A 10,400-nucleotide genomic window follows, 5' to 3' on the forward strand; every position below is an offset into this window, starting at 1 on the left:
GCAATGGACGACGGTCTGCGTTTCGCAATCCGTGAAGGCGGCCGTACCGTTGGCGCGGGCGTTGTTGCTAAAGTTCTGGGCTAATTACTCGTTAATTAGTTTTGAATTGAAGAGGGCGCTTCGGCGCCCTTTTTGTTGCCTGCTATTTAGCCGCTGTTATATTTATTCACCCTTTTTAACGCTTCTCCCATGGCGTAAATCGCTTTGTGCTATTGTAATCATAACCATTCTCATTTACACTTTGTGCGGAAATTGAACGGGAGCGATCATGTACGTTTGTTTGTGTAATGGTATAAGCGATAAAAAAATCCGCCAGGCTGTACGACAATTTCATCCACAGTCATTTCAACAGTTGCGTAAATTTATTCCTGTGGGAAATCAATGTGGTAAGTGTATTCGCGCCGCGCGAGAAGTGATGCAGGATGAGTTAACGCAAATGCCGGAATTTAAAGAGATCGCCTGAGTCACACTCTTTTTTTTGACATCCCTGTAGCCCCATCTACGCTCTAGAGAGTGGAAGCGGAGGGACTATAAAATGAAAGGTGATGTTAAAATCATAAATTATCTCAATAAACTATTGGGAAATGAGCTTGTCGCAATTAATCAGTATTTTCTTCATGCCCGTATGTTCAAAAACTGGGGGCTGACCCGGCTTAATGATGTTGAGTACCATGAATCCATTGATGAGATGAAACACGCCGATAAGTATATTGAGCGTATTTTATTTCTGGAAGGCATACCGAACCTACAGGATCTGGGCAAGCTGGGCATCGGTGAAGATGTCGAAGAGATGCTACGATCGGATCTCCGACTCGAACTGGAAGGCGCAAAAGATCTACGTGAGGCAATAGCCTATGCCGATAGCGTTCATGATTATGTCAGCCGGGATATGATGATTGAAATTCTTGCCGACGAGGAAGGTCACATCGACTGGCTGGAAACTGAGCTGGATTTGATTGCCAAACTTGGTATGCAAAATTATCTGCAATCACAAATCAAGGTTACCGATTAACCGTCTGGAAAGAAAGCTTTCCAACCTGTTATGAAACCCGCCACCGCCAGCCATGGCCCAAAAGGTAGCGGGTTTATTAATGCCGATTTACCTCTCACCAGTAGCGCGACGCCAAACCCGCCACAGGCCAACATGGCGGCAAGGAAAACCAGTAACGGCAGTGTTTCCCAACAATGCCACGCTCCTAAGGCTGCAAGGTACTTGACGTCGCCATATCCAAGCCCCTCTTTCTGATAACGCAGGCGATAGCCCCAGTAAATTAACGCGAATCCGCCATAGCCGGCGATAGCACCCCAAAGCGCATCCGGTAAACGCTCCGGCAGGCAAATCTGGTGATAAAGCAGACCACCCCACAGTAATGGACAGGTAAACCGGTCAGGCAACAGACCGGTACGCGCGTCGTATATGCCAAGTAATAAAGAGAACGACGCATAAAAAATGAGAAAGGGGAGGGCAACAAACATAAGCAAATCCTCGTCAAGGCTTGTGCTCACCTTTATAGATTTATGCGACAGCGACAACGACGTATCGCCAGATTTGCCTGATGCCTTCCAAAGAAAAGATGCGCGTTGCCATCCCATGCGTACCACCTGGAATCATGCTCGCATAAGAATAAAGCGCTTAATTTCTATCCGACACTTGCGTCAGGCTGAGATTTACGTATAATGCGCGGGCTTGTCGTAATTGACGGCAGGTTCGATTTGAACCTCGAATAGCCGATTTGGCTATTTAACAATGCTCCCAATCGGGGAGCTACGTAAGAACGGTTACACTCTCCCATCAATCGTAATGGGTGTGAGGAGTAATCATTTTCGTTTATAAAATAATTGGAGCTCTGGTCTCATGCAGAACCAAAGAATCCGTATCCGCCTGAAAGCGTTTGATCATCGTCTGATCGATCAATCAACCGCGGAAATCGTCGAGACTGCCAAGCGCACTGGTGCGCAGGTTCGCGGTCCGATCCCGCTGCCGACCCGCAAAGAGCGCTTTACCGTTCTGATCTCTCCGCACGTTAACAAAGATGCGCGCGATCAGTACGAAATTCGCACTCACAAGCGTCTGGTTGACATCGTTGAGCCAACCGAGAAAACCGTTGATGCTCTGATGCGTCTGGACCTGGCTGCCGGTGTAGACGTGCAGATCAGCCTGGGTTAATCAGGTCATCGAGCGATTGAGAGGTTGATACAATGATTGGTTTAGTCGGTAAAAAAGTGGGTATGACCCGCATCTTCACTGAAGATGGCGTCTCTATCCCAGTAACCGTAATCGAAGTTGAAGCAAACCGTGTTACTCAGGTTAAAGACCTGGCTAACGATGGCTACCGCGCTGTTCAGGTTACTACGGGTGCTAAAAAAGCTAACCGTGTCACCAAGCCGGAAGCGGGTCACTTTGCTAAAGCTGGCGTAGAAGCTGGCCGTGGTCTGTGGGAATTCCGTCTGGCTGAAGGCGAAGAATACACCGTAGGTCAGAGCATCAGCGTTGAACTGTTTGCTGACGTTAAAAAAGTTGACGTAACCGGTACCTCTAAAGGTAAAGGTTTCGCTGGTACCGTTAAGCGCTGGAACTTCCGTACCCAGGACGCTACTCACGGTAACTCCTTGTCTCACCGCGTTCCGGGTTCTATCGGTCAGAACCAGACTCCGGGCAAAGTGTTCAAAGGCAAGAAAATGGCAGGTCAGATGGGTAATGAGCGCGTAACCGTTCAGAGCCTTGACGTAGTACGCGTTGACGCTGAGCGCAACCTGCTGCTGGTTAAGGGTGGTGTTCCGGGTGCAACCGGTTGCGACCTGATCGTTAAACCAGCTGTGAAGGCGTAAGGGGATAGCAATGGAATTAGTATTGAAAGACGCGCAGAGCGCGCTGACTGTTTCCGAAACTACCTTCGGTCGTGATTTCAACGAAGCGCTGGTTCACCAGGTTGTTGTTGCTTATGCAGCTGGTGCTCGTCAGGGTACTCGTGCTCAGAAGACTCGTGCTGAAGTAACTGGTTCCGGTAAAAAACCGTGGCGCCAGAAAGGCACTGGCCGTGCGCGTTCAGGTTCTATCAAGAGCCCGATCTGGCGTTCCGGTGGCGTGACCTTCGCTGCTCGTCCGCAGGACCACAGTCAAAAAGTTAACAAGAAGATGTACCGCGGCGCGCTGAAAAGCATCCTGTCCGAACTGGTACGTCAGGATCGTCTGATCGTTGTCGAGAAGTTCTCTGTAGAAGCGCCGAAAACTAAGCTGCTGGCACAGAAACTGAAAGACATGGCTCTGGAAGATGTGCTGATCATCACCGGTGAGCTGGACGAAAACCTGTTCCTGGCCGCACGTAACCTGCACAAGGTTGACGTACGCGATGCGACTGGTATCGACCCGGTTAGCCTGATCGCCTTCGACAAAGTCGTAATGACTGCTGATGCTGTTAAGCAAGTTGAGGAGATGCTGGCATGATTCGTGAAGAACGTCTGCTGAAGGTGCTGCGCGCACCGCACGTTTCTGAAAAAGCGTCTACTGCGATGGAAAAAACTAACACCATCGTTCTCAAAGTTGCTAAAGACGCGACCAAAGCAGAAATCAAAGCTGCTGTGCAGAAACTGTTTGAAGTCGAAGTCGAAGTCGTTAACACCCTGGTTGTTAAAGGGAAAGTTAAACGTCACGGACAGCGTATCGGTCGTCGTAGCGACTGGAAAAAAGCTTACGTCACCCTGAAAGAAGGCCAGAATCTGGACTTCGTCGGCGGCGCTGAGTAAGTCGGAGGAGTAATACAATGGCAGTTGTTAAATGTAAACCGACATCTCCGGGTCGTCGCCACGTCGTTAAAGTGGTCAACCCAGAGCTGCACAAGGGCAAACCTTTTGCTCCGCTGGTTGAAAAAAACAGCAAATCCGGTGGTCGTAACAACAATGGCCGTATCACCACTCGTCATATCGGTGGTGGTCACAAACAGGCTTATCGTATTGTTGACTTCAAACGCAACAAAGACGGTATCCCGGCAGTTGTTGAACGTCTTGAGTACGATCCGAACCGTTCCGCGAACATCGCGCTGGTTCTGTACAAAGACGGCGAACGCCGTTACATCCTGGCCCCGAAAGGCCTGAAAGCTGGCGACCAGATTCAGTCTGGCGTTGATGCTGCAATCAAAGCAGGCAACACCCTGCCGATGCGCAATATCCCGGTTGGTTCTACCGTTCATAACGTAGAAATGAAACCAGGTAAAGGCGGTCAGCTGGCGCGTTCCGCTGGTACTTACGTTCAGATCGTTGCTCGCGATGGCGCTTATGTCACCCTGCGTCTGCGTTCTGGTGAAATGCGTAAAGTCGAAGCAGACTGCCGTGCAACCCTGGGCGAAGTTGGCAATGCTGAGCATATGCTGCGCGTTCTGGGTAAAGCAGGTGCTGCACGCTGGCGTGGCGTTCGTCCTACCGTTCGCGGTACTGCGATGAACCCAGTAGACCACCCACATGGTGGTGGTGAAGGTCGTAACTTTGGTAAGCACCCGGTAACTCCGTGGGGCGTTCAGACCAAAGGTAAGAAGACCCGCAGCAACAAGCGTACTGATAAATTCATCGTACGTCGCCGTAGCAAATAATTTTAGAGGATAAGCCATGCCACGTTCTCTCAAGAAAGGTCCTTTTATTGACCTGCACTTGCTGAAGAAGGTAGAGAAAGCGGTGGAAAGCGGAGACAAGAAGCCCCTGCGCACTTGGTCCCGTCGTTCAACGATCTTTCCTAACATGATCGGTTTGACCATCGCTGTCCATAATGGTCGTCAGCACGTTCCGGTATTTGTTTCCGACGAAATGGTCGGTCACAAACTGGGTGAATTCGCACCGACTCGTACTTATCGCGGCCACGCTGCTGATAAAAAAGCGAAGAAGAAATAAGGTAGGAGGAAGAGATGGAAACTATCGCTAAACATCGCCATGCTCGTTCTTCTGCTCAGAAGGTTCGCCTTGTTGCTGACCTGATTCGCGGTAAGAAAGTGTCGCAGGCTCTGGATATTCTGACCTACACCAACAAGAAAGCGGCTGTACTGGTCAAGAAAGTTCTGGAATCTGCCATTGCTAACGCTGAACACAACGATGGCGCTGACATTGACGATCTGAAAGTTACGAAAATTTTCGTAGACGAAGGCCCGAGCATGAAGCGCATTATGCCGCGTGCAAAAGGTCGTGCAGATCGCATCCTGAAGCGCACCAGCCACATCACTGTGGTTGTGTCCGATCGCTGAGACTCTGGAGACTAGCAATGGGTCAGAAAGTACATCCTAATGGTATTCGCCTGGGTATTGTAAAACCATGGAACTCTACCTGGTTTGCGAACACCAAAGAATTCGCTGACAACCTGGACAGCGATTTTAAAGTACGTCAGTACCTGACGAAGGAACTGGCTAAAGCGTCTGTATCTCGTATCGTTATCGAGCGTCCGGCTAAGAGCATCCGTGTGACTATTCACACCGCTCGCCCGGGTATCGTTATCGGTAAAAAAGGTGAAGACGTAGAAAAACTGCGTAAGGTCGTAGCGGATATCGCTGGCGTTCCTGCACAGATCAACATCGCCGAAGTTCGTAAACCTGAACTGGACGCTAAACTGGTTGCTGACAGCATCACTTCTCAGCTGGAACGTCGCGTTATGTTCCGTCGTGCGATGAAGCGTGCTGTACAGAACGCCATGCGTCTGGGCGCTAAAGGTATCAAAGTTGAAGTTAGCGGCCGTCTGGGCGGCGCGGAAATCGCACGTACCGAATGGTACCGCGAAGGTCGCGTACCGCTGCACACTCTGCGTGCTGACATCGACTACAACACCTCTGAAGCGCACACCACTTATGGTGTAATCGGCGTTAAAGTGTGGATCTTCAAAGGCGAGATCCTGGGTGGTATGGCTGCTGTTGAACAACCGGAAAAACCGGCTGCTCAACCGAAAAAGCAGCAGCGTAAAGGCCGTAAATAAGGAGCGTCGCTGATGTTACAACCAAAGCGTACAAAATTCCGTAAAATGCACAAAGGCCGCAACCGTGGTCTGGCTGCAGGCGCGGATGTTAGCTTCGGCAGCTTCGGCCTGAAAGCTGTTGGCCGTGGTCGTCTGACTGCCCGTCAGATCGAAGCAGCACGTCGTGCTATGACCCGTGCAGTTAAGCGTCAAGGTAAGATCTGGATCCGTGTATTCCCGGACAAACCGATCACTGAAAAGCCGCTGGCAGTGCGTATGGGTAAAGGTAAAGGTAACGTGGAGTATTGGGTTGCCTTGATTCAGCCGGGTAAAGTCCTGTATGAAATGGACGGCGTACCGGAAGAGCTGGCCCGTGAAGCATTCAAGCTGGCAGCAGCGAAACTGCCGATTAAAACCACCTTTGTAACTAAGACGGTGATGTAATGAAAGCAAAAGAGCTGCGTGAGAAGAGCGTTGAAGAGCTGAACACCGAGCTACTGAACCTGCTGCGTGAGCAGTTCAACCTGCGTATGCAGGCTGCAAGTGGCCAGCTGCAACAGTCTCACCTGTTGAAGCAAGTGCGTCGTGATGTCGCACGCGTTAAGACTTTACTGACTGAGAAGGCGGGTGCGTAATGACCGATAAAATCCGTACTCTGCAAGGTCGCGTGGTTAGCGACAAAATGGAGAAATCCATTGTTGTTGCTATCGAACGTTTTGTGAAACACCCGATCTACGGTAAATTCATCAAGCGTACGACCAAAATGCACGTACATGACGAGAACAACGAATGCGGTATCGGCGACGTGGTTGAAATCCGCGAATGCCGTCCGCTGTCCAAGACCAAATCCTGGACTCTGGTTCGCGTTGTAGAGAAAGCGGTTCTGTAATACAGTACGCATTCTCAACGAATAAACGGCTCAGCGATGGGCCGTTTATTTTTTCTACCCATATCTGATTTGCGGTGTTATAATGCCGCGCCCTCGATATGGGGTTTTTTTAACGACCTGATTTTCGGGTCTCAGTAGTAGTTGACATTAGCGGAGCACTAAAATGATCCAAGAACAGACTATGCTGAACGTCGCCGACAACTCCGGTGCACGTCGCGTAATGTGTATCAAGGTTCTGGGTGGCTCGCACCGTCGCTACGCAGGCGTAGGCGACATCATTAAGATCACCATCAAAGAAGCGATTCCGCGTGGTAAGGTCAAAAAAGGTGATGTGCTGAAGGCGGTAGTGGTGCGCACCAAGAAGGGTGTTCGTCGCCCGGACGGTTCTGTCATTCGCTTCGATGGTAATGCATGCGTTATTTTAAACAATAACAGCGAGCAGCCTATCGGTACGCGTATTTTTGGGCCGGTAACTCGTGAACTTCGTAACGAGAAGTTCATGAAAATTATCTCTCTGGCACCAGAAGTACTCTAAGGAGCGAATCATGGCAGCGAAAATCCGTCGTGATGACGAAGTTATCGTGTTAACCGGTAAAGATAAAGGTAAACGCGGTAAAGTTAAGAATGTCCTGTCTTCCGGCAAGGTCATTGTTGAAGGTATCAACCTGGTTAAGAAACACCAGAAGCCGGTTCCGGCTTTGAACCAACCGGGCGGCATCGTTGAAAAAGAAGCTGCAATTCAGGTTTCTAACGTTGCAATCTTCAATGCGGCAACCGGCAAGGCTGACCGTGTAGGCTTTAGATTCGAAGACGGCAAAAAAGTCCGTTTCTTCAAGTCTAACAGCGAAACTATCAAGTAATTTGGAGTAGTACGATGGCGAAACTGCATGATTACTACAAAGACGAAGTAGTTAACAAACTCATGACTGAGTTTAACTACAATTCTGTCATGCAAGTCCCTCGGGTCGAGAAGATCACCCTGAACATGGGTGTTGGTGAAGCGATCGCTGACAAGAAACTGCTGGATAACGCAGCAGCAGACCTGACAGCAATCTCCGGTCAAAAACCGTTGATCACCAAAGCACGCAAATCTGTTGCAGGCTTCAAAATCCGTCAGGGCTATCCGATCGGCTGTAAAGTAACTCTGCGTGGCGAACGCATGTGGGAGTTCTTTGAGCGCCTGATCACTATTGCTGTTCCTCGTATCCGTGACTTCCGTGGCTTGTCCGCTAAGTCATTCGACGGTCGTGGTAACTACAGCATGGGTGTCCGTGAGCAGATCATCTTCCCAGAAATCGACTACGATAAAGTCGACCGCGTTCGTGGTTTGGATATTACCATTACCACTACTGCGAAATCTGACGAAGAAGGCCGTGCTCTGCTGGCTGCCTTTGACTTCCCGTTCCGCAAGTAAGGTAGGGTTACTAAATGGCTAAGCAATCAATGAAAGCACGCGAAGTAAAACGCGTAGCTTTAGCTGATAAATACTTCGCGAAACGCGCTGAACTGAAAGCGATCATCTCTGATGTGAACGCAACCGACGAAGATCGTTGGAATGCGGTTCTTAAGCTGCAGACTCTGCCGCGTGATTCCAGCCCGTCACGTCAGCGTAACCGCTGCCGTCAAACTGGTCGTCCGCACGCTTTCCTGCGGAAGTTCGGGTTGAGCCGTATTAAGGTCCGTGAAGCCGCTATGCGCGGTGAAATTCCGGGTCTGAAAAAGGCTAGCTGGTAATTGTCACCAATTGAATCACGGGAGTAAAGACAGATGAGCATGCAAGATCCGATCGCGGATATGCTGACCCGTATCCGTAACGGTCAGGCCGCGAACAAAGCTGCGGTCACCATGCCTTCCTCCAAGCTGAAAGTGGCAATTGCCAACGTGCTGAAGGAAGAAGGTTTTATTGAAGATTTTAAAGTTGAAGGCGACACCAAGCCGGAACTGGAACTGACTCTTAAGTATTTCCAGGGTAAAGCTGTTGTAGAAAGCATTCAGCGTGTCAGCCGCCCAGGTCTGCGCATCTACAAACGTAAAGATGAGCTGCCGAAAGTTATGGCCGGTCTGGGTATCGCAGTTGTTTCTACCTCTAAAGGTGTTATGACTGATCGTGCAGCGCGCCAGGCTGGTCTTGGTGGCGAAATTATCTGCTACGTAGCCTAATCGGAGGAAAAAATGTCTCGTGTTGCTAAAGCACCGGTCGTTGTTCCTGCCGGCGTTGATGTCAAAATCAACGGTCAGGTTATTACGATCAAAGGTAAAAACGGCGAGCTGACTCGTACTCTCAACGATGCTGTTGAAGTTAAACATGCAGATAATGCACTGACCTTCGGTCCGCGTGATGGTTACGCAGACGGTTGGGCACAGGCTGGTACTGCGCGTGCCCTGCTGAACTCAATGGTTATCGGTGTTACCGAAGGCTTCACTAAGAAGCTGCAGCTGGTTGGTGTAGGTTATCGTGCAGCGGTTAAAGGGAATGTAGTAAACCTGTCTTTAGGTTTCTCTCACCCGGTTGACCATCAGCTGCCGGCAGGTATCACTGCTGAATGTCCGACTCAAACTGAAATCGTGCTGAAAGGCGCTGATAAGCAGGTGATCGGCCAGGTTGCAGCAGATCTGCGCGCCTACCGTCGTCCTGAGCCTTACAAAGGCAAGGGTGTTCGTTACGCCGACGAAGTCGTGCGTACCAAAGAGGCTAAGAAGAAGTAAGGTAACACTATGGATAAGAAATCTGCTCGTATCCGTCGTGCGACCCGCGCACGCCGCAAGCTCAAAGAGCTGGGCGCAACTCGCCTGGTGGTACATCGTACCCCGCGTCATATTTACGCACAGGTAATTGCACCGAACGGTTCTGAAGTTCTGGTAGCTGCTTCTACTGTAGAAAAAGCTATCGCTGAACAACTGAAGTACACCGGTAACAAAGACGCGGCTGCAGCTGTGGGTAAAGCTGTCGCTGAACGCGCTCTGGAAAAAGGCATCAAAGATGTGTCCTTTGACCGTTCCGGGTTCCAATATCATGGTCGTGTCCAGGCACTGGCAGATGCTGCCCGTGAAGCTGGCCTTCAGTTCTAAGGTAGAGGTGTAAGATGGCTCACATCGAAAAACAAGCTGGCGAACTGCAGGAAAAGCTGATCGCGGTAAACCGCGTATCTAAAACCGTTAAAGGTGGTCGTATTTTCTCCTTCACAGCTCTGACTGTAGTAGGCGATGGTAACGGTCGCGTAGGTTTTGGTTACGGTAAAGCGCGTGAAGTTCCAGCAGCGATCCAGAAAGCGATGGAAAAAGCCCGTCGCAATATGATTAACGTCGCGCTGAACAACGGCACCCTGCAGCACCCGGTTAAAGGTGTTCACACGGGGTCTCGTGTATTCATGCAGCCAGCTTCCGAAGGTACCGGTATCATCGCCGGTGGTGCAATGCGCGCCGTTCTGGAAGTTGCTGGGGTTCATAACGTTCTGGCTAAAGCATACGGTTCCACCAACCCGATCAACGTGGTTCGTGCAACTATTGATGGCCTGGAAAATATGAATTCTCCAGAAATGGTCGCTGCCAAGCGTGGTAAATCCGTTGAAGAAATTCTGGGGAAATAAA

General features: G+C 50.2%; 23 protein-coding genes. 22 read left to right on the forward strand and 1 reads right to left on the reverse strand.

The window, feature by feature from the left end; genetic code table 11:
• The 3 genes from ACLJRE_RS23350 to bfr form a co-directional block, all read left to right on the forward strand.
• Positions 1-84: hypothetical protein (locus ACLJRE_RS23350; protein WP_000740160.1), on the forward strand; the 84-nt coding region annotated here is incomplete at its 5' end.
• Between the two features lie 184 nt (positions 85-268).
• Positions 269-463 carry a bacterioferritin-associated ferredoxin gene (gene bfd / locus ACLJRE_RS23355; protein ID WP_000289082.1) on the forward strand — a complete coding sequence of 65 codons (195 nt, stop codon included), beginning with the start codon at positions 269-271 and terminating at the stop codon, positions 461-463.
• A 72-nt stretch (positions 464-535) separates the two neighbouring features.
• On the forward strand, positions 536-1,012 hold the full coding sequence (bfr, locus tag ACLJRE_RS23360) for a bacterioferritin (protein WP_000675530.1): 477 nt from the start codon (positions 536-538) through the stop codon (positions 1,010-1,012).
• Here bfr and hopD read toward each other — a convergent pair.
• Positions 1,009-1,476, reverse strand: coding sequence for a prepilin peptidase (gene hopD / locus ACLJRE_RS23365; protein ID WP_000495847.1), 468 nt, complete (start codon positions 1,474-1,476; stop codon positions 1,009-1,011). The genes bfr and hopD overlap by 4 nt on opposite strands.
• Positions 1,477-1,855: 379 nt before the next feature.
• On the opposite strand from hopD, the gene rpsJ reads away from it, so the two are divergent.
• From rpsJ to rpsE, 19 genes are all read left to right on the forward strand, one after another.
• On the forward strand, positions 1,856-2,167 hold the full coding sequence (gene rpsJ, locus ACLJRE_RS23370; protein ID WP_001181005.1) for a 30S ribosomal protein S10: 312 nt from the start codon (positions 1,856-1,858) through the stop codon (positions 2,165-2,167).
• A gap of 32 nt (positions 2,168-2,199) precedes the next feature.
• Entirely contained in the window at positions 2,200-2,829 is a 630-nt protein-coding gene (rplC, locus tag ACLJRE_RS23375; protein WP_000579838.1) for a 50S ribosomal protein L3, read from the forward strand.
• Positions 2,830-2,839: 10 nt separating this feature from the next.
• Positions 2,840-3,445, forward strand: a complete 606-nt coding sequence (gene rplD / locus ACLJRE_RS23380) for a 50S ribosomal protein L4 (protein WP_000424395.1) — start codon at positions 2,840-2,842, stop codon at positions 3,443-3,445.
• Positions 3,442-3,744: a 50S ribosomal protein L23 gene (rplW, locus tag ACLJRE_RS23385; RefSeq protein ID WP_000617546.1), complete on the forward strand. Its 303-nt coding sequence runs from the start codon at positions 3,442-3,444 to the stop codon at positions 3,742-3,744. Before rplD ends, rplW begins: the two co-directional genes overlap by 4 nt.
• A 17-nt stretch (positions 3,745-3,761) precedes the next feature.
• Entirely contained in the window at positions 3,762-4,583 is an 822-nt protein-coding gene (gene rplB, locus ACLJRE_RS23390; protein ID WP_000301869.1) for a 50S ribosomal protein L2, read from the forward strand.
• A 16-nt stretch (positions 4,584-4,599) separates the two neighbouring features.
• On the forward strand, positions 4,600-4,878 hold the full coding sequence (rpsS, locus tag ACLJRE_RS23395; RefSeq protein ID WP_001138115.1) for a 30S ribosomal protein S19: 279 nt from the start codon (positions 4,600-4,602) through the stop codon (positions 4,876-4,878).
• A 14-nt stretch (positions 4,879-4,892) separates the two neighbouring features.
• Positions 4,893-5,225, forward strand: coding sequence for a 50S ribosomal protein L22 (rplV, locus tag ACLJRE_RS23400; protein ID WP_000447529.1), 333 nt, complete (start codon positions 4,893-4,895; stop codon positions 5,223-5,225).
• A gap of 17 nt (positions 5,226-5,242) precedes the next feature.
• The gene (gene rpsC, locus ACLJRE_RS23405; RefSeq protein WP_000529945.1) at positions 5,243-5,944 is read left to right on the forward strand and encodes a 30S ribosomal protein S3; all 702 of its coding nucleotides are present in this window, start codon (positions 5,243-5,245) and stop codon (positions 5,942-5,944) included.
• Between the two features lie 12 nt (positions 5,945-5,956).
• Positions 5,957-6,367, forward strand: a complete 411-nt coding sequence (rplP, locus tag ACLJRE_RS23410) for a 50S ribosomal protein L16 (RefSeq protein ID WP_000941208.1) — start codon at positions 5,957-5,959, stop codon at positions 6,365-6,367.
• Complete coding sequence (gene rpmC, locus ACLJRE_RS23415; RefSeq protein ID WP_000644742.1) at positions 6,367-6,558, forward strand: 50S ribosomal protein L29; 192 nt, start codon at positions 6,367-6,369, stop codon at positions 6,556-6,558. Before rplP ends, rpmC begins: the two co-directional genes overlap by 1 nt.
• The gene (gene rpsQ / locus ACLJRE_RS23420) at positions 6,558-6,812 is read left to right on the forward strand and encodes a 30S ribosomal protein S17 (protein WP_000130101.1); all 255 of its coding nucleotides are present in this window, start codon (positions 6,558-6,560) and stop codon (positions 6,810-6,812) included. Before rpmC ends, rpsQ begins: the two co-directional genes overlap by 1 nt.
• A gap of 163 nt (positions 6,813-6,975) precedes the next feature.
• On the forward strand, positions 6,976-7,347 hold the full coding sequence (rplN, locus tag ACLJRE_RS23425; protein ID WP_000613954.1) for a 50S ribosomal protein L14: 372 nt from the start codon (positions 6,976-6,978) through the stop codon (positions 7,345-7,347).
• Between the two features lie 10 nt (positions 7,348-7,357).
• Positions 7,358-7,672 (forward strand): 50S ribosomal protein L24, encoded by a 315-nt coding sequence (rplX, locus tag ACLJRE_RS23430; protein ID WP_000729185.1) that lies wholly within the window; start codon positions 7,358-7,360, stop codon positions 7,670-7,672.
• A gap of 14 nt (positions 7,673-7,686) precedes the next feature.
• Positions 7,687-8,226, forward strand: coding sequence for a 50S ribosomal protein L5 (gene rplE, locus ACLJRE_RS23435; RefSeq protein WP_001096206.1), 540 nt, complete (start codon positions 7,687-7,689; stop codon positions 8,224-8,226).
• 14 nt (positions 8,227-8,240) lie between these two features.
• Positions 8,241-8,546 (forward strand): 30S ribosomal protein S14, encoded by a 306-nt coding sequence (rpsN, locus tag ACLJRE_RS23440; RefSeq protein ID WP_001118932.1) that lies wholly within the window; start codon positions 8,241-8,243, stop codon positions 8,544-8,546.
• Between the two features lie 33 nt (positions 8,547-8,579).
• Positions 8,580-8,972: a 30S ribosomal protein S8 gene (gene rpsH, locus ACLJRE_RS23445; protein WP_000062611.1), complete on the forward strand. Its 393-nt coding sequence runs from the start codon at positions 8,580-8,582 to the stop codon at positions 8,970-8,972.
• Between the two features lie 12 nt (positions 8,973-8,984).
• Positions 8,985-9,518, forward strand: a complete 534-nt coding sequence (rplF, locus tag ACLJRE_RS23450) for a 50S ribosomal protein L6 (protein WP_000091939.1) — start codon at positions 8,985-8,987, stop codon at positions 9,516-9,518.
• Positions 9,519-9,527: 9 nt separating this feature from the next.
• Positions 9,528-9,881 (forward strand): 50S ribosomal protein L18, encoded by a 354-nt coding sequence (rplR, locus tag ACLJRE_RS23455; RefSeq protein WP_000358956.1) that lies wholly within the window; start codon positions 9,528-9,530, stop codon positions 9,879-9,881.
• A 14-nt stretch (positions 9,882-9,895) separates the two neighbouring features.
• Positions 9,896-10,399 (forward strand): 30S ribosomal protein S5, encoded by a 504-nt coding sequence (gene rpsE / locus ACLJRE_RS23460; RefSeq protein WP_000940121.1) that lies wholly within the window; start codon positions 9,896-9,898, stop codon positions 10,397-10,399.
• The last annotated feature ends 1 nt before the right edge of the window (position 10,400 follow it).

Source organism: Salmonella sp. SAL04157 (assembly GCF_046551635.1).
In the GTDB taxonomy this organism is placed as follows: Bacteria; Pseudomonadota; Gammaproteobacteria; order Enterobacterales; family Enterobacteriaceae; genus Salmonella; species Salmonella enterica.

Bases quoted from the DNA above. Each gene is read 5' to 3' on its own strand.
- bfd (WP_000289082.1), top strand. From the start codon at position 269: ATGTACGTTTGTTTGTGTAATGGTATAAGCGATAAAAAAATCCGCCAG.
- rplB (WP_000301869.1), top strand. From the start codon at position 3,762: ATGGCAGTTGTTAAATGTAAACCGACATCTCCGGGTCGTCGCCACGTC.
- rpsS (WP_001138115.1), top strand. From the start codon at position 4,600: ATGCCACGTTCTCTCAAGAAAGGTCCTTTTATTGACCTGCACTTGCTG.
- rplN (WP_000613954.1), top strand. From the start codon at position 6,976: ATGATCCAAGAACAGACTATGCTGAACGTCGCCGACAACTCCGGTGCA.
- rplX (WP_000729185.1), top strand. From the start codon at position 7,358: ATGGCAGCGAAAATCCGTCGTGATGACGAAGTTATCGTGTTAACCGGT.
- rplD (WP_000424395.1), top strand. From the start codon at position 2,840: ATGGAATTAGTATTGAAAGACGCGCAGAGCGCGCTGACTGTTTCCGAA.
- bfr (WP_000675530.1), top strand. From the start codon at position 536: ATGAAAGGTGATGTTAAAATCATAAATTATCTCAATAAACTATTGGGA.
- rplF (WP_000091939.1), top strand. From the start codon at position 8,985: ATGTCTCGTGTTGCTAAAGCACCGGTCGTTGTTCCTGCCGGCGTTGAT.
- rplR (WP_000358956.1), top strand. From the start codon at position 9,528: ATGGATAAGAAATCTGCTCGTATCCGTCGTGCGACCCGCGCACGCCGC.
- rplW (WP_000617546.1), top strand. From the start codon at position 3,442: ATGATTCGTGAAGAACGTCTGCTGAAGGTGCTGCGCGCACCGCACGTT.
- rpsJ (WP_001181005.1), top strand. From the start codon at position 1,856: ATGCAGAACCAAAGAATCCGTATCCGCCTGAAAGCGTTTGATCATCGT.
- rpmC (WP_000644742.1), top strand. From the start codon at position 6,367: ATGAAAGCAAAAGAGCTGCGTGAGAAGAGCGTTGAAGAGCTGAACACC.
- rpsH (WP_000062611.1), top strand. From the start codon at position 8,580: ATGAGCATGCAAGATCCGATCGCGGATATGCTGACCCGTATCCGTAAC.
- rplC (WP_000579838.1), top strand. From the start codon at position 2,200: ATGATTGGTTTAGTCGGTAAAAAAGTGGGTATGACCCGCATCTTCACT.
- rplP (WP_000941208.1), top strand. From the start codon at position 5,957: ATGTTACAACCAAAGCGTACAAAATTCCGTAAAATGCACAAAGGCCGC.
- hopD (WP_000495847.1), bottom strand. From the start codon at position 1,476: ATGTTTGTTGCCCTCCCCTTTCTCATTTTTTATGCGTCGTTCTCTTTA.
- rpsC (WP_000529945.1), top strand. From the start codon at position 5,243: ATGGGTCAGAAAGTACATCCTAATGGTATTCGCCTGGGTATTGTAAAA.
- rpsQ (WP_000130101.1), top strand. From the start codon at position 6,558: ATGACCGATAAAATCCGTACTCTGCAAGGTCGCGTGGTTAGCGACAAA.
- rplV (WP_000447529.1), top strand. From the start codon at position 4,893: ATGGAAACTATCGCTAAACATCGCCATGCTCGTTCTTCTGCTCAGAAG.
- rpsE (WP_000940121.1), top strand. From the start codon at position 9,896: ATGGCTCACATCGAAAAACAAGCTGGCGAACTGCAGGAAAAGCTGATC.
- rplE (WP_001096206.1), top strand. From the start codon at position 7,687: ATGGCGAAACTGCATGATTACTACAAAGACGAAGTAGTTAACAAACTC.
- rpsN (WP_001118932.1), top strand. From the start codon at position 8,241: ATGGCTAAGCAATCAATGAAAGCACGCGAAGTAAAACGCGTAGCTTTA.